Genomic DNA, 20,980 nt, shown 5'->3' with positions numbered 1-20,980 from the left:
CGTTCAGGCTCCCAACTTGTCGAGGCTGGCGAGATCAGGCAGATCAAAGATGGAAAGGTCCGCGCTGCCGGCAAGAGCCGTCGTGCGGATGGCAGCCCGCAATTTTGCCGAACGGGCCCGGGGATTGACATCGGCCTCGGCCTTCGAGGCGGACATCATGCCCTTGCCGAGCGGCTCGAACACGGCCGGGCGATCCTCGACCATCGGCAGATGGCGCGAACCGGCCGCACGTCCGGAGCGGTCAGCCAGGAAGCGCTTGACCATGCGATCTTCCAGAGAATGGAAACTGACGATGACGAGCCGCCCACCGGGCTTCAGGGCGCGTTCGGCCGCAAACAGCGCCCGCGCCAGTTCGCCCAGTTCGTCATTGACGAAGATGCGCAGCGCCTGGAAAACGCGGGTGGCCGGATGGATCTTGTCCTTGGCCTTGCGCGGATTAACGCCCTCGATGAGGTTGGCGAGATCGCGGGTGGTGACGAAAGGCTCGCTCGCGCGGCGCTTCTCGATGGCGCGCGCAATGCGGCCCGCCTGCTTTTCCTCACCGAGAAAACCGAAGATGCGGGCCAGATCACCCGCCTTGGCGCGGTTGACCACATCGGCCGCCGAGACGCCCGACGCCGACATGCGCATGTCGAGGGGTCCGTTTCTCTGGAAGGAGAAGCCGCGATCGGCCTCATCGATCTGCATGGAGGAAACGCCGATGTCCAGCACAACACCGTCGAGCCCGCCGTCCGGCGCATGATCGGCAAGCAGGGAAAAGCGCGAGGGGATGAGCGTCAGATGTCCGTTCGATTCGGCCAGCAGCGCCTGGCCTCCGGCGATGGCGTTCGGATCGCGGTCGAGCGCGATCACGTCGGCGCCCGCGGCAAGAAGGGCGCGGGTGTACCCACCCGCGCCGAAGGTGCCATCGAGAACAACCCTACCGGGGGCTGGAGCAAGCGCCTCGAGCACCTCCTCCAGCATCACCGGAATGTGGCGTACCGGTCCGCCATCGGCCTCGGTGTGTCCGTCGCCAAGATAAGCCGCCATTCCGCTCCCCTGTATCAGGCGGGCCGCACCCCGAAGGTCGCACGCCCCGCTCTCGCCGCCACCTGCGCCTCGTGAAACGCCTGCGGCTGCCAAAGCTGAAAATGATCGGATCGACCGACGAAGGTGACCTCCGTCGTGATGCCGGTGAAGTCGCGGATGAAATCCGTGACCATCAGCCGGCCCTCCGCATCGAGCCGCATGTAGACGCCGCCGCCGTGAACGAGAAGCGACATCGCATTGGCCTCCGGCGAAAAGGGATCCGCCGAGGCGATCTGCCGCTCGTACCGCTCGAGCAGGTCCGGACCGCCGACGCTGATCGCCGGAAACACGAGGTCCTGGAGACAATAAAGCTCCTGGACATTCCGCTGCGCGAGGACCGCACGAAAGGGCGCCGGCACGGAGACCCGCCCCTTCGTATCGATCCTGTTCGTCGCATTGGACAAGAAGCGGTTCATCACGCCATACACCCGCCCCGGAACGGTGCGAAGCGCGCAAACGCCCCGCAAGACGCGAGCCAAAGGACAGAATCATCACACCCGGACGGAATACATCCCGCCCGTTTCTTCCCTGAAGAAGCGCTCCAATCCTGTCCGATGAATGGGCAATGTGATGCCCTCTCGCAGTGTGAATTTGGGATAACATGGGACCATATGGGCGTCAATGGGAAGCGGCCACACAGACGTGCGGCAACCTGAAATATTTATAACCTGTTAAGTTTAACAAAGGGTTAGCAACGACTGGCGGAAGGCCCGCACATGAAAGCAACCGGAAAGACGGAGGCTCGTGGCTAAGTCCTTGGGGGCACGACAACAATCGCATCCTACCCCTGAAAAGGCGCCACCGTCACTGCAATCATGAGGCGCAATCAGATTGCATTGCGCTGCAACATTAGCGTGAAAGCGCTGCAAAAAGCAGCACAAAGGCATCCCGCGATTCGTCTGGAGGTAAAAATGCCAGTTGGCCTGTAAGCCGGGTTCTGTATGGCCCCGATGCGAGCATCGGAACGTGGCAGCCATTCATCTGGGACGGCGCTTGCACGCCGCCTCACGCAACCCACCCGGATGACTGGCCCGGAAACAGGCTGTGGCACCGCAAGCGGCACCCGCGTCATCCCTATTCGGTCTTGCTCCCGGTGGGGTTTACCGTGCCGGTCCTGTTGCCAGTCCCGCGGTGGGCTCTTACCCCACCCTTTCACCCTTACCCCGCCAACTCTCCGCTCGCTGAACCGAGCGGAGAGCAGGCGGGGCGGTTTGCTTTCTGTGGCACTATCCCTGAGGTCGCCCTCGCCGGACGTTATCCGGCACCGTGTTTCCGTGGAGCCCGGACTTTCCTCACCCTACCGCCTTTCGGCATTGGTAAAGCGCGGCTGCCCGGCCAACTGGCGGGCGGGTCATAGCCTCTTTGCCGTGAAAAGGCCACAGCAAATCCGCGCACGGGAAAAATGCGGGTTCAGTCCCGCCAGAACGGCTTGCGCACCTCGCGCTCGGCCTCTTCGCGCGTCGTGCCGGCATCCTCGAACATGGCTTCGTTGAAGCTCCGCATATCGCGCGCCATCTGGCGGCGCATGCACCGGCGGGATTGCCAGAGCACCAGCGTCTCGACCAGGGCCTCGAACGGAACGAAGACCGTGTGTCTCTGGTGCAGACGGCCTGTCAACTGTTCCGGTTCGTAGCGGATATAAGGCATCTCGATCGTGTGGCGCATGGCGCTTCTCCTTTGTCGGGATCAGAATTTATCTCCTTTCGATCATCGGAAAAATTGAGTAATGAGAACAAACTATGTGAGAAAAACTCTAACAGATGAATTCCCGCCATGGACAAGCTGCCGCCGCTGACCTCGCTCTCGGCACTGGAAGCATTCTTCCGCACCGGCTCGGTCGGCGGTGCGGCCGAGATGCTCGGTCGCACGCACAGCGCCGTCAGCAAGCAGCTGCACCAGTTGCAGGATCACTCGGGCACCGAACTGTTCGTCAAGCGCGGCCTGCAACTGGAGCTGACGAGTGACGGTCGCCTGCTGGCGGAGACAGTGGCGCGCAGCATGGACGAGATGCGAAGGACCTATACGGCGGTTACCGGCGGCGGGCGCGCCTCGGTCACGGTGGCCGCCAGTTCCACCTTTGCCCGCCAATGGATGATCCCGACGATTGCCCGCTTCAATGTCGAATATCCCGACATCGACGTGTTGATCCGGGTGGTCGGCCCGCAAGGCAGCCGGCGGACGGAAGGCCCGGTCGATCTCGTCATCTCCTGGGACCGGCTGAAGCATCTCGACGTCGAGCATCCGCTGGCGGTCTCGCTTGGCGATGTCCATATCGGCGTGGTGCTTGCCCCCACCTATCCCTTCGAGATGACCGCCACCACGCTGCGGATTCAGACGATCCTGCAACGGCGGGAAGCAGAAAACTCCTGGGAGCACTGGTCACGGCTTGCGGACATCACCGTCATCCGGCAACGAGAACTGACCTTCGACCTCTCCTCGCTCGCCTTCGAGGCGGCGGAACGCGGCATGGGGGCGACGATCGCCCCGAAATTCCTGATCGAGAAGGAGCTGAAATCCGGCAGCCTGATCGCACCGGCCGGCTTTCTGACATTCAGGGACGGTTTGCTGGTCTACCCGGCCACGGAACGGCCGAAGCTTTCAAAACCCGCACGGCTGCTGCGGGACTGGCTTGTCGCTCACGCCCAGTTGGACGCTGACGGCTTCATCGCCGATCCCGTCACCCCGCAATGGCCGTTCACGTCAGCGGGCGTCGACTGGTGAGAAGTCGAAATCGAAGGAGCTGATGCTGCCCGTCTGGAGAAGTTCCGCACCGAGACGGCCGATCTCGTCAGAGCTCTTGGCGGCCGTGCCGCAGCCGCCGGTCAGGAGCGCGATGCGCGGCGACGACGTATAGGCGATGATCGGATAGCCGGAGGGCGTCTTGGACACGACGCAGGCGCCCATGGACACCCGCGTGCGGTCGATCTCCGGCACCAGCGTTTCCATGAAGGCTGAATGATGATCCCGCACGCTCTCGCGCCCGCCGGAGCGGAACCAGGCCCGCAGTTCCGCATCGCTGCGCAGGATCAGATCGTCCGGGTCGCCACCGATCTTGAGATAGACCTTGCCGTCCGGATAGCGCACCGGCGGCAGTATATAGATGTGGCGGCTCGGATCGCGCGGCTCGTAGATCAGCGAGGGCATGCCGGCAAAGCGGGCAAGCTCCGCCTCCGGGATCTCGAAGAAGGTGACCGTGCGGCCATAGACCGACATGGCGGGCGGCTGCGGCAGCAGTCCCTCGGCAATGCTGAAGCCGCCGGCGGCGACCAGCGCCTTCTCCGCCGTATAGCGACCGCCCTCGGCAGTCCTGACCACCGCTAGACCGCCCTCGTCGCGCACGGAGACCACCGTTTCAGCCACAAGCCTTGCCCCCTGCCCGGCCGCCACGACGGACTGCGCCTTCACCAGCGCGCGCGGATTGACATAGCCGGCACGGCGAGCCTCGAACACGCCCTCGCAGTCCGGCTCGAAGCCGAAATAGCCGAAGCGGTCTTTCAGCGCCGCTTCGCCGAACAGATCGGTCGTCACGCCAAGGCCTTCGGCAGCGTCCAGAATGCCGCGAAGATAGGCATGGCCGGTGCGGCGGTCGGGCGCCACCATCAGGCAGCCGACCTCATGATAGAAGGTGACGCCACTCAGCGCCTCGATCTCGCCGTAACGGGCAATGGAGCGATTGGCGAGGAGCGCCCAGACCGGATCGGGATCGATGGTGCGGGTGATGCGCGCCTCGTCGTAATGGCTGGCAAACACGCCCTGATGGGTGCGGGCATCCGCCGGCTCGTCCGGCCCGATCAACGCCACGCCATCCGTGACCGCACTCAGATGCCGGGCGGCGGCAGCCCCCATCATGCCGCGTCCGATTACGATGAACTGGAAATCGGCTGTCATGCGGACGGCTCCTGAAGAAAGGTGAAAGTCTTTCGGGTTTAGCCAGCCGCAACCTCCACGTCCAGAGGCGCGCTGTCGCAGGCAGACACCGCCACGCGGCGCGATTTCGGAGACCTCAGTTGGTGCCCTGAAAGCGCGGCAGTTCCGTCAGAAGACGGTGCAGGGTGTCGATGGTCGACATGTCGGCAATGCCATCGACGCGGGCTGGACGAAAATGCCGCTGAAAGGCCTCGACCGCCCCTTCCGTCTGGTCGCAGAAGGTGCCGGAAAGCGGCACGTTATAGCCATAGAGCGCCAGCATGCCCTGCAACGCTTCCACCGGCTGGCCACTTTCGCCGCGCTGGAAGAAGCGGCCGCTACGAATGGGACCGGGCTCCACCCAATGACCGATGCCGGCCCGAAACAGACGCTCCCACGGAAAAAGCTCGCCCGGATCGACCTTGCGCCGTGGTGCGACATCCGAATGGGCGAGGATGCGCTCGGGCCGGATCGACCAGCGCTCGGCACAGTCGCGGCAGAGCGCGATCACCGCCTCGATCTGCGCGTCCGGAAAAGGCGGCAGGCCGCCCGGATGACCGGCATTGGCGATCTCGATGCCGATCGAGCGGGAGTTGATGTCCGTCTCGCCGTCCCAGAAGCTTTTGCCCGCATGCCAGGCGCGGCGCGCTTCCGGCACCAGTTGCACCACGCGCCCGTCCGGCCAGACGAAATAATGGCTGGACACTTCACTTTCGATGTTCTTCAGCCAGGACAGCGCCTGCCCGTGATCGGCCATGCCCGTATAGTGCAGAAGAATGATGTCCGGCGCCACGCCGCCCACGCGCTCGCCATGGTTCGGCGACGGCTCGACGCGCGCGCCCGCAAAATCCGGCTCAAGCTTCATGCAGCCTTGCGTTCCCTGGCAATCGCCGCATAGGCAGCGTTGAGAGCCGCCATGCGCTCGTTGGCGGCCGCATGCAAGGCTTCCGGCACGCCGCGGGCAATCAGCTTGTCCGGGTGATGTTCGGACACCAGATGGCGGTAGCGCTTGCGAATGGCGGAGAAATCATCCTTCGGCGAAACGCCGAGCACCATATAGGGATCGATGCCTTCCAGATGCATGTGGCGTGCCTCGATGCGCCGGAAATGGTCTTCGTCGATGCGAAAGATTTCGGCAATGCGGGCGAGAAAGGCCATTTCCTTCTCGTGCACCATGCCGTCGGCCTTGGCGATGTGGAACAGGCCGTCGATCACGTTTTCCAGCATCGGGCAGTTCTGGTCACCAGAGCCGCAGAGGCCGGCCAGCTTTTCCGCATAGGCCTCGTAGCCGGCCACATCCTGCCGGGCGAGATTGTAGAGGCGGGCAACGTTGCGCGCCTCCTCCTCGGGAAAATCGAAGATCTGGCGGAAGGCCTCGACCTCGGAGGCCACCACGGCGCCATCGGCCTTTGCCATCTTGGCGGAGAGCGCGATGATGGCAACGGAAAAGGACACGCGACGGCGCGTTTCCGGATCGCCTTCGAACAGCGTGCGGATCGCCTCCACCACGCGTGACAGCGCATTATGGGCGGCGTCGCCGACGCTGCCGAGCAGCCGCTCCCACAAAGAACTCACATTCAGGCAGAGGAAATCGAAGATCATGGCTCACCTGACCAAATTCCCGCCGCCTTGGCAAGCAGCCGCAGGCGACCGGCGGGATTAAATTCTCGTCATGCTACGGTATTTCGAACGGCCCGGATCTGCCTTGAACGATGCGGCCACGCTCTTTCGAAGCGCTTGGTTGACGCTCTGTCCACAGAGGGGCAGACGCGCGGAATGGCATCTGCGGATTTGAACCGATTGAAAACACAACTGTTCCGAAAGCGCCGCGAAATAGCGGATTTTCTTGAGAAATTCACTTTACAGCTGCGATCTCCTGTCGCAGACCTTCTGCGGTCAAAAGGCAAGGCGCGCAGGCGCAGAAGGAGGTTCGATGGCGAAGCGGAAAGTGGCGTTGCTGACGGCGGGTGGGCTTGCACCCTGTCTTTCGTCCGCGGTCGGGGGATTGATCGAGCGCTACACGGATATTGCTCCCGAACTGGATATCGTCGCCTATCGCTCGGGCTATCAGGGCCTGCTGCTCGGGGATCGAATCGAGATCACCGCCAACATGCGCGAGCGTGCCCATCTGTTGCATCGGTACGGCGGCTCGCCGATCGGCAACAGCCGCGTGAAGCTGACCAATGTCGCGGACTGCGTGAAGCGCGGCCTCGTCAAGGAAGGGGAGAACCCGCTGAAGGTGGCCGCAGACCGGCTGGCCTCCGATGGCGTGACCATTCTCCACACGATCGGTGGCGACGATACCAACACCACCGCCGCCGACCTGGCCGCCTATCTTGGCGCACACGGCTACGACCTGACGGTGGTTGGCCTGCCGAAAACGGTGGACAACGATGTCGTACCGATCCGCCAGTCGCTCGGCGCCTGGACGGCCGCCGAAGTCGGCGCGCACTTCTTCGACCACGTCAGCAACGAACAGAGTGCCGCCCCCCGCACCCTGGTCATCCACGAGGTGATGGGCCGTCATTGCGGCTGGCTGACGGCCGCCACCGCCCGCGCCTACATCCAGGACACCAGGGACAATGAATATGTCGAGGGCCTGATGATGAACACCCAGATGAAGAACATCGACGGCCTTTACCTGCCGGAAATGCACTTCGATCTGGAGGCGGAAGCCGAGCGCCTGCGCGCCATCATGGACAGTTGCGGCTTCGTGACGCTGTTCGTCTCGGAAGGGGCGGGCCTCGACACCATCGTCGCCGAGCGCGAGGCGGCCGGCGAGACCGTGAAACGGGATGCCTTCGGCCATGTGAAGATCGACACCATCAATGTCGGCTCCTGGTTCCAGAAACATTTTGCGGCCCTGCTGAAGGCCGAACGCTCCATGGTGCAGAAGTCCGGCTATTATGCCCGCTCGGCGCCGGCCAATGGCGACGATCTGCGCCTGATCCAGAGCATGGTCGATCTGGCTGTGGAAAGTGCGCTGAATGGCGTCTCCGGCGTGACCGGTCACGACGAGGACCAGAATGGGAAATTGCGCACGATCGAATTCCCGCGTATCAAGGGCGGCAAACATTTCGATCTCACCGCACCCTGGTTCGGCGAAGTCATGGACTTCATCGGGCAGCCCTTCCGGCCGGTGTGATCGGCTCCTGCCACGGCCACCCGAAAATGGCCGGGCGGCCTTGATTTCGTGCTGGAGGAAGCGATGAGCCTCGGGGATCTGCTGGTTTTTTCAATCCTGTGCCTGCTGATCCTGGATCTGCCGTCGGCCTCTGGCCGCATCATGCTGGATTACAGCCTCGCCCGTGGCAAGACGCGGGCGATGGCCCTCATCCCCGCGATCCTGCTGGGCTCGCTTCTGTGCTTTGCAGCCGCGTTCGCCATTTATGTCTGGCTGTCGGACTCGCTGCGCAGCATGCACGACCTTCTCTCATGGTCGGCGCTTGCCTATCTCGCCATCCATGTCCTGCGTGGTCTCCAGATACGCCAGCGCCTTCGGCTGGCCGACAACGACAACCTTCGCGAGAAGACGCTGTTCTCAGCGCTGTCCCGCGGCTTTCTTAGCCAGATTCGACCTGGGCTGGCGGTGGCCATCGCCGCCCTGCTTCTCCAGACCGTCGATTCGCCGCAGGATCTGGCGGAGCTTGGACTGCACGCCGCGCTCGCTTTTACCGTTGCCGGCGTCGGCGCACCGCTTATCCAGCTTCTTTTTGCACGCCAGCGTGCCGCCCGTCTGAAGCGCGCAAGCCTTGGAAAACCGGGCGCGCCGAAGCCCCGAACCCGCTTCATCGCCCGCCGTGCCGTCAGCGCCGGCTACCGCCGGATTGCCGCCTGATCGCCATGGTCTTGCCGGTCGGCGCCCAATGCGTTAAGAATTCGTAAGATTTGAAAGACACGCACGGGCTGGGAAACACAACTTCGTGAAAGTGAGACAATGGCGATAACCCGATTTTTCGGTTGCAACGCAGTTGTAGCGGTGGCCATTTGCGGCGCCGTTTCGGGTTGCTCAAGCGTTGACTCGGCATCGAATACGGCGGCGGAGGGCAAGAAGGGTCAGACCCAGGAGGTTGCCCAGGCCGGTACGCCGGCAGCCGCGGACGCCACGACCCAGGTGGCTGATGCGCATGCGGCGACACCCAAAAGCGGACGTATCTCCATTGAAGCCGCCGCGGCAGCGGCAACTGCCTCGGCGCAAGGCCCGATTGCGGCCCCGGCCGGTTCGACAACCGTCGTCGCCGAGAAGGGTGGCCGCGTGACGCATCAGGTCGCACTGCCTGTCGGCACCTGGGCACTCGCACGCCAGAATGAATCGGTCCGCGCCGCACTGGCGGCTCAGGCGTCCGGCACGCAGCCGGTCCTTGGCCTTGCACCGACGCCGCTCGACACCACCGGCGCCATGCAGGCAATCAACGTGGCCACCGCATCGCATGTGATGAGTGCGCCGGCCGAACCGCAGCCGCTGCAGCCCGCCAATACCGCCTCGGCGGCAGCTGCGCCTGCTCAGATGGCCAGCACCGCCGCGCCCGGCCATGTTGCCATTCCCCAGCCCAAGCCGCTGTTTGGCGCGCAGGCGAAGACGGTGGTGGCAGCCGCCGCGCCCGCACCGCAACAGGTCAATGCCATTCCCGATGAATTGCGCGGCAGCATTGTCGCCATCCCGACGCCGCGGCCGAAGCTGCAGCAGGCGGGCACGTCCTCCATGCTGGCCTATGCCTCCGCGTCGCAGCCGGTTTCCGCACTGGCCGCGGATTTCTTCCCGCCAGCGCCCGGCGCCCCCATTCCGGAAACGGCCGGTGCCAGCACTCCGGAACTCAACAATCTCATCAAGCGCTATGCCGGGCTTTACGGCGTGCCGGAATCCCTCGTTCATCGCGTCGTCCATCGTGAGAGCAAGTACAATCCGAAGGCCTATAACCGGAACGGCTATTTCGGCCTGATGCAGATCCGCTACTCCACGGCGAAGGCCATGGGCTATCAGGGCCGTCCGGAAGGACTTCTCGACGCGGAAACCAATCTGAAATACGCGATCAAGTATCTGCGCGGCGCCTGGCTGGTGGCCGACAACGAGGCGGACGACGCGATCGGCCTTTATGCGCGTGGCTACTACTACGATGCCAAGCGCAAGGATCTTCTCCACGTCATGCATTGACGGCGAAACGACGGGGACAGGCGCTCAGTCGAGCGCCTTTGCCAGTTCCCGCACCAGATTGCCCGGACGGTAAGCCGTCCAGGCGGGCGACAGACCAAGCCGCACAATGACCAGGCCTTTCGACGGGATCACCGTGACGGACTGACCGTCATGGCCCTGTAGCGCAAACATGTCGACCGGCAGTCGCTCTCCCCCCTCCCCTCTTGGCGGCAGCCATGTCTGCATCAGAGAATAGCGACCATTCGAATGGCGGTTTGGGGTATGCATCAGCGTCACCAGATCAGCCGGCAGCACCACCTTGCCGTTCCACACGCCCTTCTGTGCGAGAAGCAGGCCGAAGCGCGCCCAGTCCCGCGCCGTGGCATACATGTAGGAACTGCTGGCGAAGGTGCCGGCCTCATCTACCTCCAGAACCGCACTTCGCATGCCGAGCGGCCCGAACAGGGCCTGACGGGGATAGGCAAGTGCGGAGGCGGGATCACCGAACCGGTCCTGCCAGATGCGTGAGAGAAGCAGCGCCGTGCCCGAGGAATAGCTGAAGGCGCTGCCCGGCGCCCTCGCGAGAGGCAGCGCCTCGGTAAAGCGCGCCATGTCCGGCTCGAGATAGAGCATGCGCGTGACATCGGCGACCGAACCGTAATCCTCGTTGAAGACAAGCCCGCTTTCCATCGAAAGCATCTGGCCAAGCGTGATGCGGGCACGCTCATCCTGACGCCAGGCCGGAATAAGGCCGACATCGCCAAGCGACATGCGCCCGTCGCGAATGAGGGTCGCAACCAGCGCGGCATTCACCGTCTTCGTCATGGACCAGCCCAGCAACGGCGTGTCCGGCGTAAAGCCTTCGCCGTAGCGTTCCCCGACGATACGACCGTCCTTGACCACCACGACCGCCCGCATCCCCACGCCCACCAGATCCTCGCGGGCCAGCAGACGCGCCACAGCCTCGGACGATGAGGCGACAGTCTCGCCCTGCGGCCACGGCAGGGACGCATTTACCGGGCCATCCTGCACAACGGCAGGCGCCACCATCCGGGCCGGCGCCATGTCATCGCCCAGCACGCTGCAACCGAGCCCCGGTCGATAGACGGCCTCGCGCGATGCGATGCCGCCCAGCAGCGCTGCCCGCACCCGCATCTCCTGCGGCTTCACCTCGACCCGCATCAGCCGCAGAAGCGGGTGCCCCGGCGCCTGCACGTCATCCGCCAGCACTTCCGCCGCATTGCGATGGGCGATGAACACATTGGAGCACACGATCTTGGCTGCATAACCGCTGCCGACCCTCAGCAGGGCCGGCGGAACGGCGTAAAGCCATACGACCGCGCCAATGATGGCAAGCACCAGCAGCACGAGAAGCAGTTTCGCAAGACGGATGAGCATGCGCATGTCGTCACTCCCTTTGGACGCGGCATGCAAGCAGGAAACCCCGGCAATGTGAAGGCCGACCAGCGCCTGCATTCAGAACTGGGGCAAAGCGCGGCGGCGGTTTGCCACGTCATCAAACTGTAGCACCAGACGGCTAGACGCTTGCGAAACTCATGACGGGGACAAGGTGCAGCGCATGGCAGAGATCGTACCGGACGTCGGCTTCCTCAAGAACGGCAAGCTGAAGACTGCGCTCTTGCAACACAAGGCCCTGTCGAAGAGCGGGCTGTCAGAACGGCTGTTCGGCCTGATGTTTTCCGGCCTCGTCTATCCGCAAATCTGGGAGGATCCGGATGTCGACATGGCCGGCATGGAGCTGCGCGAAGGTCACAGCATCGTCACCATCGGTTCGGGTGGCTGCAACATGCTGGCCTATCTCTCCTGCCAGCCGGCCTCGATCGACGTCGTTGATCTCAATCCTCACCACATCGCGCTCAACCGCTTGAAACTGGCTGCTTTTTCGGCACTCCCGAACCACAGCGACGTGGTGCGGCTACTGGCGTCTGAAAACACGCGTACCAATACCAAGGCCTATGACAATTTCATCGCACCGAAGCTCGATGCCGCGACCCGCGCCTATTGGGACAAGCGCACGCTGAGCGGCCGCCGCCGCATCTCGGTGTTCGACCGCAACATCTACCGCACCGGCCTGCTCGGCCGCTTCATCGCGGCCGGCCACCTGCTGGCGCGGCTGCATGGCGTCGACCTCACCGAAATGGCCAATGCCCGCTCGCTGCGCGAACAGCGCCAGTTCTTCGAAAGCCACATCGCGCCGCTGTTCGACAAGCCGCTGATTCGCTGGCTGACCAGCCGCAAGAGCTCGCTGTTCGGCCTCGGCATTCCCCCGCAGCAGTATGACGAACTGGCAAGTCTTGCCGCCGAAGGCTCGATCGCACCGGTGCTGCGCCAGCGTCTGGAAAAGCTCGCCTGCCATTTTCCGTTGCGCGACAACTATTTCGCCTGGCAGGCCTTCGTCCGCCGCTACGCCAGGCCGCATGAAGGCCAGCTGCCGACCTATCTGAAGCCGGAACACTATCGTCAGATCCGCAACAATGTCTCGCGTGTGAAAGTGCATCACGCCACCTTCACCGAGCTTCTCTCGGAAAAGGCAGCCGGCACTGTAGATCGCTACGTTCTGCTTGATGCGCAGGACTGGATGAACGACCGCCAGCTGAACGAACTCTGGGCCGAGATCACCCGCACGGCCGCGCCCGGCGCCCGCGTGATCTTCCGCACCGCTGCCGAGAAGAGCATCATCGAGGACCGTCTGTCGCCGGCCATTCACGGCCAGTGGACCTACCTCGCCGGGCGTTCGCAGGAACTGAACCTGCAGGATCGGTCGGCGATCTACGGCGGCTTCCATATCTACACGAGGACGGCGTGATGAGCCTGGACGGCGCCGGTTCGGCGGCAGCCGTGGAGCACGCCGCCCGGATGGACCGGATGTACCGCTACCAGCGGCACATCTACGACATCACCCGCAAATACTACCTGCTCGGCCGCGACCGCGCGATCCGCGAGTTGCAGGTGCCGAAGAGCGGCACTCTTCTGGAAGTCGGCTGCGGGACGGGCCGCAACCTTCTGCTTGCCCATCGCATCTTCCCGACCGCTCATCTCTACGGCCTGGACATTTCCGCAGAGATGCTGGCGACGACCCGTGCGAATTTCCGCGGCAAAGCCGTGACGCCGCAGGTGAAGGTGGCCGATGCCACGACCTTTCAGGCGGAGGAATTCGGCGTTGCAGGCTTCGACCGCATCCTGATCTCCTATGCCCTCTCGATGATCCCGGACTGGGAGAAGGCGATCGAGGCAGCCCTTGGCGCACTCAAGCCCGGCGGCTCTCTGCACATTGTCGACTTCGGTCAGCAGGAACAACTGCCCGGCTGGTTCCGCACCGCGTTGAGGGCCTGGCTTGCCCGTTTCCACGTCACGCCACGCGCAACACTCGCCGAAGCCATCGAGTCCAGGCTTTCACCATTCGGGGCGGACATGATGTTCCAGCCGCTCTATGGCGGCTATGCCTGGCGGGTGATCATACGCCGACGGGACGATCAGGCCGGACGCAATTGACGGATCGTTGCGCGACAACATCAGAATTCCCTGATATACGCCGCTTGGGCAAGCGGATTCTAACCAATCGTTTACCACGATGGAGCTATTCATAGATCCTCATGCCTCGCGCGTCACCGCTCGCATGGCGCCCTCATCTCTTTTCGCATGGATCGACGAATGCCCCGGCTGCTTGCTGTCCTTCTTGCCACATCGCTGCTGGCCACCGGATGCAGCTCGGTCGGCTATGACTTCATGTCCACGGGGTCGATCCGCAAGACAAAATTCCACGACACCGATCCGCAGGATTTTGGCCGCAACCATCCGGACCGTCATCCGGTGCATGGCATCGACATCTCCAAGTGGAATGGCGACATCGACTGGCAGACCGTCAAGCGCTCGGACGTCTCCTTCGTCTTCATCAAGGCGACCGAGGGCAAGGACGTGATCGATCCCGCCTTCGAGACCAACTGGCGCTCCGCCGCGGCTGTCGGCCTGCCCTACGCGCCCTATCACTTCTACTATTTCTGCTCGAGCGCCGACGAACAGGCGGACTGGTTCATCGCCAATGTGCCGAAGGCGGCAAGCTTCCTGCCGCCGGTGGTTGACGTCGAGTGGAACCATACCTCCAAGACCTGCCGCACGCGCCCGCCGGCAGCAACCGTGCGCATCGAACTGAAGCGCTTCATGGATCGGCTGGAGGCCTATTACGGCAAGCGGCCGATCATCTACACCTCCGTCGATTTCCACCGCGACAATCTCGTCGGCACCTTCGAGGACCGCCCCTTCTGGGTGCGCTCCGTCGCCGCCCATCCGGACAAGACCTATCAGGGCCGGCGCTGGTCGTTCTGGCAGTATACGTCGACGGGCGTCATCCCCGGCATCAAGGGCGGCACCGACATCAACGTGTTTGCCGGCTCCAAGAAGGAGTGGCAGGACTGGCTTGCAGCCCTCAACGAGGTAAACGCTGCCGGCACCACCATCGCAAGCCGCTAACCACGTCGCATATCGGAGCTTGCCGAAAGCCGGCTGTCGCCCATCTTCCGTCACAAAGCTCGCCGAGAGCTTGGGCTCGACCGAATGAGGATTGTCCGATGCCGTTTGCCTTTACCCGCCCCGCCTGCCTTGCGCTTGGCCTTGCCGCCCTTCTCGCCACCTCCGCCAATGCGGAGAGCGCGGCCTGTGGTGGCGACCTTGCGTCCTTCCTGCAGGGGGTGAAGACGGAAGCCGTTACCATCGGCATTCCGGCGGCGGCGGCCGACAAGGCGCTGGCTGGCGCCGTCATCGACCAGAAGGTGCTGTCGCGCGACCGCGCGCAGGGCGTGTTCCGGCAGACCTTCCTCGAATTCTCGCAGCGCACGGTCAGCCAGGGGCGCCTGGACATCGGCCGGCAGAAAATGAAACAGTATGCGGACGTCTTTGCCCGCGCCGAAAAAGAGTTCGGCGTGCCGGCCGGCGTGATCGCCGCCTTCTGGGCGATGGAAACCGATTTCGGTGCCGTGCAGGGCGATTTCAACACGCGCAATGCGCTGGTCACGCTGGCGCATGACTGCCGCCGCCCGGAGCTCTTCCGTCCGCAACTCATCGCGCTCATCCAGATGGTGCAGCATGGCGACCTTGACCCCGCCACCAATACCGGCGCCTGGGCGGGCGAGATCGGCCAGGTCCAGATGCTGCCGAAGGACATCATCGCGCATGGCGTCGACGGCGATGGCGACGGCCACATCAACGTCAAGACCAGTGCGCCGGACGCAATCCTGACCGCAGCCTCCTTCATCAAGAGCCTCGGCTTCCGCGCCGGCCAGCCCTGGATCCAGGAGGTCGAGGTGCCGGAGAGCCTGCCCTGGGAAAAGAGCGGGCTCGGCAACGAGATTCCCGCCTCGGAATGGTTCCGCCTCGGCGTGAAACCCCGCGACGGAAACACAACGTTCGGCAGCCTGCCGGCCGCGCTGATCCTGCCGCAGGGCCGCAAGGGGCCGGCCTTCCTCACCTACCCGAACTTTTCGATCTATCTGGAGTGGAACAAGTCGTTCATCTACACGACATCGGCCGCCTATTTCGCGACCCGTCTTTCCGGCGCGCCAGCCTATGCCAAGGGAAATCCCGAGCAGGGCCTCAGCGTGGAGGAAATGAAGGTGCTGCAGACGAAGCTCGACGGCGTCGGTCATGATGTGGGCGATATCGACGGCATTTTGGGGTCCGGCACACGCATTGCGGTACAGAAGGCCCAGCAGCGCCTTGGCATGCCAGCCGACGGCTGGCCGACGCCGGCCCTGCTGAACGCTCTCTGAGGGCGTCCAGACGTCACGCGCCGGCTCCATCGGAGCGTCGCATCATGCATGCACATCATCGGGAGTGGGTGTGGGCCGATCCGGCCGCCATCCGCTCCCTTTTGCTTGTGGTGCCCGGACACCCGTCGCATCAGGAATCGGCAGCACACTGCCCTTGCCGGGGCACGCCCGTGCTGCAGCGCAACAGCCGATTTCCACCAGACCCGGACGTCGCAAAGCGCGACATGCATCGCCTCGCAGGCAGCGATTCCTCACGAAATGTGACGCGCGTTAACGACGAGCAGAGTTTTCTACACTCTTTATTTACCAGGACCGTTAATTGAAAAGACGTTTATGTTCAATGACTTGAACATAGGCCGAACACAACTGTGGCGAAAACGTGCCGCAATGCAGCACATTATTTTCTTTTCAAGTCTCGCAAAATGCACTTACATTCTGTGTGTTAACGCAAGGAGGCAGACATGGGACGCACGCATTCCTTCAATGTCCTTCTCGTCGGTGCAGCATTTCTGTTCGTTGCATCCATGCTCTTTGTTTGAGCAGACAGCTTCCCGGATGAGGGAAGCGGGCCATGGTCAGGGCTGGTGAGCTGACCGATACCGATTGAAAAAAGAACAACCGCGACCGGGCGAGAGTCACTCGCCCCGCGCCTGACGATGGCTCAGGCCGCCGCCCCGGCCTGGGCCGCTTCTACCGGCAGAATGCCGAGACGATGCAGCACGCTCGCCACCAGCGGCGTGCGGTTCATCGTGTAGAGATGGACATCGAAAATACCACGCCGCATCAGATCCTCGATCTGCTCGGCCGCGACATCGGCCGCGACCTTCGCACGATCCTCAGGCTTGTCATCCAGCCCCTCGAAACGCGCGTCGAGGAAAGCCGGCACCGTGGAACCGCAGCGGCTGGCGAAACGCTTCAGCTGCGTGAGATTCTGGATCGGCATGATGCCCGGAATGACCGGAATGGTGATGCCGGCCGCCCGCACCTGATCCAGATAGCGTTCGAACACGTCATTGTCGAAGAAGAACTGTGTCAGGGCGCGGTCAGCCCCCGCATCCGCCTTGCGCTTCAGCATGGCGATATCGGCCGAAACATCGGCGCTTTCCGGATGCTTTTCCGGATAAGCGGAAACCGAGATCTCGAAGCCACCGATCTCCTTAAGGCCCGCCACCAGCTCGGCGGCATTGGCATAGCCCTGTGGATGCGGCTGGTAGGCGGTGCCGATGCCGCTGGCGGGATCACCGCGCAGCGCCACGATGTGGCGAACGCCAAGCTTGCGCAGGTCAGCGATCACCTGATGGGTCTCCGCCTTGTCGGCATCGACGCAGGTCAGGTGCGAGGCCGTCGGCAGGCGCATCTCACCGATCATCCGCTCCACGGTGGAGAAGGTCGGCGCCTTCGTGGTGCCGCCGGCGCCATAGGTGACGGAGACGAAATCCGGATTGTAGCGGGCAAGCTCACGCACCGTCTGCCAGAGCTGCTGCTCCATGTCAGGCGATTTCGGCGGGAAGAACTCGAAGGATACCCGCAGGGCCGATTCGGAACGGGGTGCTTTGGCAACAGGGTTCATGACACGACTTCCGACAGAAGAGAGTGAACGGGATAAGGCCTTGCCGGCACTGCAGCCTCGGCGGGCGCATGGGCAAGCCAGATGGTGACGGTCAATGCCGAAGCCGCCTCCTTTTGCTTCGGCGGAAGGTCGATCACGTCGGATACGGTCAGACCGACCTTTTCGAGCCACTCGGCCACCGTCTGGTGGGAGAAGCCCAGGCGCAGATGCGCATGTTCATCGCGCAAGTAATCAAAAGCATGCGGGGCAAGATCAACGACCACCAGGCGTCCGCCGGGACGCAGCACCCGGGCCGCCTCGGTGATGGCCCGTTCCGGCTCGTCCAGGAAGTGCAGCACCTGGTGAATGGTGATCAGATCGAAATCGCCTGCTTCGAGCGGCAGGTTGAAGATATCGCCATGGCGTACGCTCGCCTTGACAATGCCGTCCTTGTCGAGATTGGCACGGGCCACCGCCAGCATGTCGCGGCTGGCATCGATACCGACGGCGCGGCGATAGGAGGCCTCCAGCATTTTCAGAACAAGACCGGTGCCGGTGCCGAGGTCGAGCAGCGCGTCGACCGGCTCCTCGCCCAGCACCCGCAGCAGGGCGGCTTCGACATCGGTGTCGCTGACATGCAGGCGACGCAGTGCATCCCATTCGGAAGCATTGCGGCTGAAATAGGCCTGGGCCCGTTCAGCCCGGGTCCGCTTGACCGCCTGCAGACGCTCGTTGTCGCGCGCCAGAACCGGATCGCCTGCATCGACGGACTGCAGCAGGTTGCGCGCCAGAATGGCGGCATCGCCCTCCTGCCTGAGGCGGAAATAGGCCCAGGCGCCTTCCTGGTAGCGCTCGATAAGCCCTTCCTCGGCCAGGAGCTTCAGATGGCGGGAGATACGCGGCTGCGACTGGCCGAGAATATCGGTCAGGTCACTCACCGTCAGATCGCCCCCCGCGAGAAGCGCGATCAGACGGAACCGGGTGGGTTCCCCGGCCGTCTTCAGAATTCCAACGAGGCTATCCAGCGACAAGCTCATCGCGCGACCCAATCTCAATCAACATATAAAGATATCTTTATGTGGTTTAGATCAACAAGGCAAGCTGGATTCGACTTGGACGGACAAAATTGAAAAGGGCGACCCGATGGCCGCCCCTTTTGCCTGTGCGCTTCGGCAAGAGCAAGCGCTCAAAACTCTTCCCAGTCCTTGGAGGCGGCCAGGGCAGCATTGCCCTGCACCCGCGGTGCCGGAGCAGAAGTGCGAGCCGTCGATACAGGGCGGGATGACGCGGCAGAAGATGCCGCCCGCATCTGCGCGCCCGTCGCCCGCAGCTGCTGCGTCGCGGAGCCCAGCTGGAAGTGCGACAGAAGCTCGCTCAGCTTGTAGCTTTCCTGGGCAAGGCCGGCGCCGGCCGCGTTCATCTCTTCCACCATCGCCGCATTCTGCTGCGTCGCCTGGTCCATGTGGTTGACGGCGGTGTTGACCTCGGCGAGGCCCGAGGACTGTTCCTGCGCGGCGGTCGCAATGGCGTCCATATGGGCGTTGATCGTCTGCACAAGTTGCTCGATGGCACTCAGCCCCTGCCCCGTATCGCTGACCAGCTTCACACCTTCGGAAACGGCTGCCGTCGAATTGCCGATCAGCGCCTTGATCTCCTTGGCGGCATTGGCCGAGCGCTGGGCGAGTTCGCGCACCTCCTGGGCAACCACGGCAAAGCCCTTGCCCGCCTCGCCGGCACGCGCCGCCTCGACGCCGGCATTGAGCGCCAGCAGGTTGGTCTGGAAGGCAATCTCGTCGATGACGGAAATGATCTGGTTGATCTGGCGCGAGGCTTCCTCGATGCGTTCCATGGCAACGACGGCGTTGCGCACCACGCCGCCGGACTGGTCCGCCCGGCTGCGGGCCTCACGCACAACGTCACGCGCTTCGGCGGAACGCTTGGAGGTGGCGATCACATTCGCGGTGATCTCCTCAAGGGCGGCAGCGGTTTCCTCCAGCGAGGCAGCCTGCTGCTCGGTGCGCTTCGACAGGTTGTCGGACGCGTCGGAGATTTCCCGTGAACCGTCGGTGACGGTGGAGACAGAATGGCCGACACTGAGCAGTGCCTCACGCAGCTGGCGAACCGAGGTGTTGAAGTCGGCGCGCAGCGCCTCGAACTGGGTCGACATCGGCGTGTCGATCTCGCAGAGCATATCGCCCTGCGCCAGACGACGAAGACTGGTCGCGAAGGTGCGGGTCGTCTGGCCGAGGCGCTCCTCGGCCTCAGCTTCGGCCCGCGCCTGCATTTCAGCGCGCTCCACTTCGGCGCGGGAGCGGCCTGCCGCCGCGTCAGCCTCCAGCTGTGCATTGCGGATTGCTGCCTGACGGAACACTTCCACAGACTGCGCCATGTCGCCGATCTCGTCAGAGCGGTCGGTATAGGGAATGCTGCTGGCGGTATCGCCATCCGCCAGACCGGTCATCGAGCGTGCGATGCGGCGGATTGAAGAGGAAAGGCTGCGCGTGATAGCCGCGCCAAAGGCGACGACCATGAGCACGAAGATCGTGAGGCCTCCCATGATCAGCATCATGGATGTCCGTGCAGACTCCAGACGGGCCTCGGCGTTTTGAATAAGCTTGCCACCATTTTCGCGCAGGAGGCCGGCCACATAGTCACGCCGCTTGTTCATCGCCTCGACAAAGGGGCTGAACTCTTCTGGTTTGCCCTTGAAATCCTCCAGGCTTTCCATGGCCTTGATCATGTTGGTGATAAGCCCGCCCTCAGGCGTCATGAAGAACGCATCATAGCGCGTCAGCAGATCAGGGGCGATGAGTTCACGAAAGGCGGGTTCGAAATTGCGGATCTGGTTGATCGCGCCATCGAAACGCGCCTGCTCGCTTTTCCCGAACCTGCCGTTCTTGATGTAGAACTGGGCCATTCGGTTCAGGACGAGATAGCCTTCGTTGACCTTCATCCAGGCGTGGTAGCCGCGAATGTCACGCGCAAGTGCCACGTCATCGGTCAGGCTTCCGGCGCGCGAGGCCAGCGCCAGAGCAGCCGAGGCCATCGGCTGCGCATAACGCAGGGGCAGCAGAGGATTGGTGTCGCCGGCATCCAGCAGCTGGCGGAATTCGGGAATGCGGGCATAGTTCGCTTCAAGGTCCGCCACCAGCTTCTGGGTGAACGGGTCCGCATAACCGAGTTCCTTCAGGTGGCCGAGTTGTGCAGTCATGTCCTTGTAGATCTGATCGGTCGTGGCACGGATCGCCGGACGTTCTGCGGGAGATGCCGAGGCATCCATCGGCATGATCATCATCATCTCGCCGCCGCCGCGCGCGAGCATTGCCATCGCATGCGCGCGCTCAAGCTTGTCGTAGTTTTCATAACTCTTCCAACCAACCGCGGCACCGAGGCCGACGACGGCAGCGAGCGGAACGAAGCTGAGGAGCGAAAGCGCCTTGCGAAACGGAATTCTGCCAAATGAAATCAATAGATTATCCCCCTCTCGTCAACTGCAGCCCCATGTGCTCTGCAGTGACCCCATGATCAATCTTGCCCGGGCCC

The 20,980-nt window shown here is 63.3% G+C and carries 18 protein-coding genes and 1 other RNA gene; 8 read left to right on the top strand and 11 right to left on the bottom strand.

What is annotated here, in order from left to right; genetic code table 11:
- Positions 1–3: 3 nt before the first annotated feature.
- The 4 genes from rsmH to F3H95_RS12730 all read right to left on the bottom strand — a co-directional run bounded on the left by rsmH (position 4) and on the right by F3H95_RS12730 (position 2,733).
- Complete coding sequence (gene rsmH, locus F3H95_RS12745; RefSeq protein ID WP_149746281.1) at positions 4–1,029, bottom strand: 16S rRNA (cytosine(1402)-N(4))-methyltransferase RsmH; 1,026 nt, start codon at positions 1,027–1,029, stop codon at positions 4–6.
- 14 nt (positions 1,030–1,043) lie between these two features.
- Complete coding sequence (gene mraZ, locus F3H95_RS12740) at positions 1,044–1,484, bottom strand: division/cell wall cluster transcriptional repressor MraZ (protein ID WP_143126113.1); 441 nt, start codon at positions 1,482–1,484, stop codon at positions 1,044–1,046.
- Positions 1,485–1,978: 494 nt separating this feature from the next.
- Positions 1,979–2,411: RNase P RNA component class A (rnpB, locus tag F3H95_RS12735), an RNA gene on the bottom strand.
- A 67-nt stretch (positions 2,412–2,478) separates the two neighbouring features.
- Positions 2,479–2,733: a hypothetical protein gene (locus tag F3H95_RS12730; protein ID WP_149746280.1), complete on the bottom strand. Its 255-nt coding sequence runs from the start codon at positions 2,731–2,733 to the stop codon at positions 2,479–2,481.
- Positions 2,734–2,841: 108 nt separating this feature from the next.
- Here F3H95_RS12730 and F3H95_RS12725 point away from each other — a divergent pair, with 108 nt between their 5' ends.
- A complete protein-coding gene (locus tag F3H95_RS12725; protein ID WP_143126115.1) occupies positions 2,842–3,789 on the top strand; it encodes a LysR substrate-binding domain-containing protein in 948 nt (315 codons plus the stop codon).
- Here the strand turns inward: F3H95_RS12725 and F3H95_RS12720 are convergent.
- From F3H95_RS12720 to F3H95_RS12710, 3 genes are all read right to left on the bottom strand, one after another.
- The gene (locus tag F3H95_RS12720; protein WP_149746279.1) at positions 3,769–4,956 is read right to left on the bottom strand and encodes an FAD-dependent oxidoreductase; all 1,188 of its coding nucleotides are present in this window, start codon (positions 4,954–4,956) and stop codon (positions 3,769–3,771) included. The two genes, F3H95_RS12725 and F3H95_RS12720, sit on opposite strands and share 21 nt — an antisense overlap.
- A 115-nt stretch (positions 4,957–5,071) precedes the next feature.
- Positions 5,072–5,839 (bottom strand): N-acetylmuramoyl-L-alanine amidase, encoded by a 768-nt coding sequence (locus F3H95_RS12715; RefSeq protein WP_143126117.1) that lies wholly within the window; start codon positions 5,837–5,839, stop codon positions 5,072–5,074.
- Positions 5,836–6,576 (bottom strand): DnaJ family molecular chaperone, encoded by a 741-nt coding sequence (locus F3H95_RS12710; protein ID WP_188134380.1) that lies wholly within the window; start codon positions 6,574–6,576, stop codon positions 5,836–5,838. Before F3H95_RS12710 ends, F3H95_RS12715 begins: the two co-directional genes overlap by 4 nt.
- Positions 6,577–6,907: 331 nt before the next feature.
- Between F3H95_RS12710 and F3H95_RS12705 the strand changes: the two genes are divergently transcribed.
- The 3 genes from F3H95_RS12705 to F3H95_RS27470 all read left to right on the top strand — a co-directional run bounded on the left by F3H95_RS12705 (position 6,908) and on the right by F3H95_RS27470 (position 10,126).
- Positions 6,908–8,119, top strand: a complete 1,212-nt coding sequence (locus tag F3H95_RS12705; RefSeq protein ID WP_143126118.1) for a pyrophosphate--fructose-6-phosphate 1-phosphotransferase — start codon at positions 6,908–6,910, stop codon at positions 8,117–8,119.
- 63 nt (positions 8,120–8,182) lie between these two features.
- The gene (locus F3H95_RS12700; protein WP_149746278.1) at positions 8,183–8,812 is read left to right on the top strand and encodes a hypothetical protein; all 630 of its coding nucleotides are present in this window, start codon (positions 8,183–8,185) and stop codon (positions 8,810–8,812) included.
- 141 nt (positions 8,813–8,953) lie between these two features.
- Entirely contained in the window at positions 8,954–10,126 is a 1,173-nt protein-coding gene (locus F3H95_RS27470; protein ID WP_244618003.1) for a lytic transglycosylase domain-containing protein, read from the top strand.
- Positions 10,127–10,150: 24 nt separating this feature from the next.
- On the opposite strand, the gene F3H95_RS12690 is transcribed toward F3H95_RS27470, so the two are convergent.
- Positions 10,151–11,509 carry a serine hydrolase gene (locus F3H95_RS12690; protein WP_149746277.1) on the bottom strand — a complete coding sequence of 453 codons (1,359 nt, stop codon included), beginning with the start codon at positions 11,507–11,509 and terminating at the stop codon, positions 10,151–10,153.
- A gap of 175 nt (positions 11,510–11,684) precedes the next feature.
- Here F3H95_RS12690 and F3H95_RS12685 point away from each other — a divergent pair, with 175 nt between their 5' ends.
- The 4 genes from F3H95_RS12685 (at position 11,685) to F3H95_RS12670 (ending at position 15,888) form a co-directional block, all read left to right on the top strand.
- Positions 11,685–12,932: a DUF3419 family protein gene (locus F3H95_RS12685; RefSeq protein ID WP_149746276.1), complete on the top strand. Its 1,248-nt coding sequence runs from the start codon at positions 11,685–11,687 to the stop codon at positions 12,930–12,932.
- Positions 12,932–13,618 (top strand): class I SAM-dependent methyltransferase, encoded by a 687-nt coding sequence (locus F3H95_RS12680; RefSeq protein WP_149746275.1) that lies wholly within the window; start codon positions 12,932–12,934, stop codon positions 13,616–13,618. The genes F3H95_RS12685 and F3H95_RS12680 overlap by 1 nt, the downstream gene beginning before the upstream one ends.
- 159 nt (positions 13,619–13,777) lie before the next feature.
- Positions 13,778–14,593 (top strand): GH25 family lysozyme, encoded by an 816-nt coding sequence (locus F3H95_RS12675; RefSeq protein ID WP_143126123.1) that lies wholly within the window; start codon positions 13,778–13,780, stop codon positions 14,591–14,593.
- A 98-nt stretch (positions 14,594–14,691) separates the two neighbouring features.
- Positions 14,692–15,888, top strand: a complete 1,197-nt coding sequence (locus F3H95_RS12670; RefSeq protein WP_149746274.1) for a lytic murein transglycosylase — start codon at positions 14,692–14,694, stop codon at positions 15,886–15,888.
- A 661-nt stretch (positions 15,889–16,549) separates the two neighbouring features.
- On the opposite strand, the gene metF is transcribed toward F3H95_RS12670, so the two are convergent.
- The 3 genes from metF to F3H95_RS12655 all read right to left on the bottom strand — a co-directional run bounded on the left by metF (position 16,550) and on the right by F3H95_RS12655 (position 20,906).
- Positions 16,550–17,458 (bottom strand): methylenetetrahydrofolate reductase [NAD(P)H], encoded by a 909-nt coding sequence (gene metF, locus F3H95_RS12665; protein ID WP_149746273.1) that lies wholly within the window; start codon positions 17,456–17,458, stop codon positions 16,550–16,552.
- Entirely contained in the window at positions 17,455–18,474 is a 1,020-nt protein-coding gene (locus F3H95_RS12660) for a metalloregulator ArsR/SmtB family transcription factor (RefSeq protein WP_149746272.1), read from the bottom strand. The genes metF and F3H95_RS12660 overlap by 4 nt, the downstream gene beginning before the upstream one ends.
- A 149-nt stretch (positions 18,475–18,623) precedes the next feature.
- On the bottom strand, positions 18,624–20,906 hold the full coding sequence (locus F3H95_RS12655) for a methyl-accepting chemotaxis protein (RefSeq protein WP_244618002.1): 2,283 nt from the start codon (positions 20,904–20,906) through the stop codon (positions 18,624–18,626).
- Positions 20,907–20,980 lie beyond the last annotated feature (74 nt).

The sequence above is a fragment of the Rhizobium sp. RU35A genome (assembly GCF_900156005.1).
Lineage (GTDB): Bacteria > Pseudomonadota > Alphaproteobacteria > Rhizobiales > Rhizobiaceae > Neorhizobium > Neorhizobium straminoryzae.
The sequence above is the reverse complement of the archived record's forward strand: the minus strand, read 5'-3'. Positions and strand labels throughout refer to the sequence as shown.

What these genes read in the sequence shown, in the direction of transcription:
- F3H95_RS12705 (WP_143126118.1), top strand. Translation starts at nt 6,908, where the DNA reads ATGGCGAAGCGGAAAGTGGCGTTGCTGACGGCGGGTGGGCTTGCACCC.
- F3H95_RS12720 (WP_149746279.1), bottom strand. Translation starts at nt 4,956, where the DNA reads ATGACAGCCGATTTCCAGTTCATCGTAATCGGACGCGGCATGATGGGG.
- F3H95_RS12710 (WP_188134380.1), bottom strand. Translation starts at nt 6,576, where the DNA reads ATGATCTTCGATTTCCTCTGCCTGAATGTGAGTTCTTTGTGGGAGCGG.
- F3H95_RS12660 (WP_149746272.1), bottom strand. Translation starts at nt 18,474, where the DNA reads ATGAGCTTGTCGCTGGATAGCCTCGTTGGAATTCTGAAGACGGCCGGG.
- F3H95_RS12675 (WP_143126123.1), top strand. Translation starts at nt 13,778, where the DNA reads ATGCCCCGGCTGCTTGCTGTCCTTCTTGCCACATCGCTGCTGGCCACC.
- F3H95_RS12725 (WP_143126115.1), top strand. Translation starts at nt 2,842, where the DNA reads ATGGACAAGCTGCCGCCGCTGACCTCGCTCTCGGCACTGGAAGCATTC.
- F3H95_RS12715 (WP_143126117.1), bottom strand. Translation starts at nt 5,839, where the DNA reads ATGAAGCTTGAGCCGGATTTTGCGGGCGCGCGCGTCGAGCCGTCGCCG.
- F3H95_RS12690 (WP_149746277.1), bottom strand. Translation starts at nt 11,509, where the DNA reads ATGCGCATGCTCATCCGTCTTGCGAAACTGCTTCTCGTGCTGCTGGTG.
- F3H95_RS12730 (WP_149746280.1), bottom strand. Translation starts at nt 2,733, where the DNA reads ATGCGCCACACGATCGAGATGCCTTATATCCGCTACGAACCGGAACAG.
- F3H95_RS12680 (WP_149746275.1), top strand. Translation starts at nt 12,932, where the DNA reads ATGAGCCTGGACGGCGCCGGTTCGGCGGCAGCCGTGGAGCACGCCGCC.
- mraZ (WP_143126113.1), bottom strand. Translation starts at nt 1,484, where the DNA reads ATGAACCGCTTCTTGTCCAATGCGACGAACAGGATCGATACGAAGGGG.
- F3H95_RS12685 (WP_149746276.1), top strand. Translation starts at nt 11,685, where the DNA reads ATGGCAGAGATCGTACCGGACGTCGGCTTCCTCAAGAACGGCAAGCTG.
- F3H95_RS12670 (WP_149746274.1), top strand. Translation starts at nt 14,692, where the DNA reads ATGCCGTTTGCCTTTACCCGCCCCGCCTGCCTTGCGCTTGGCCTTGCC.
- metF (WP_149746273.1), bottom strand. Translation starts at nt 17,458, where the DNA reads ATGAACCCTGTTGCCAAAGCACCCCGTTCCGAATCGGCCCTGCGGGTA.
- rsmH (WP_149746281.1), bottom strand. Translation starts at nt 1,029, where the DNA reads ATGGCGGCTTATCTTGGCGACGGACACACCGAGGCCGATGGCGGACCG.
- F3H95_RS12700 (WP_149746278.1), top strand. Translation starts at nt 8,183, where the DNA reads ATGAGCCTCGGGGATCTGCTGGTTTTTTCAATCCTGTGCCTGCTGATC.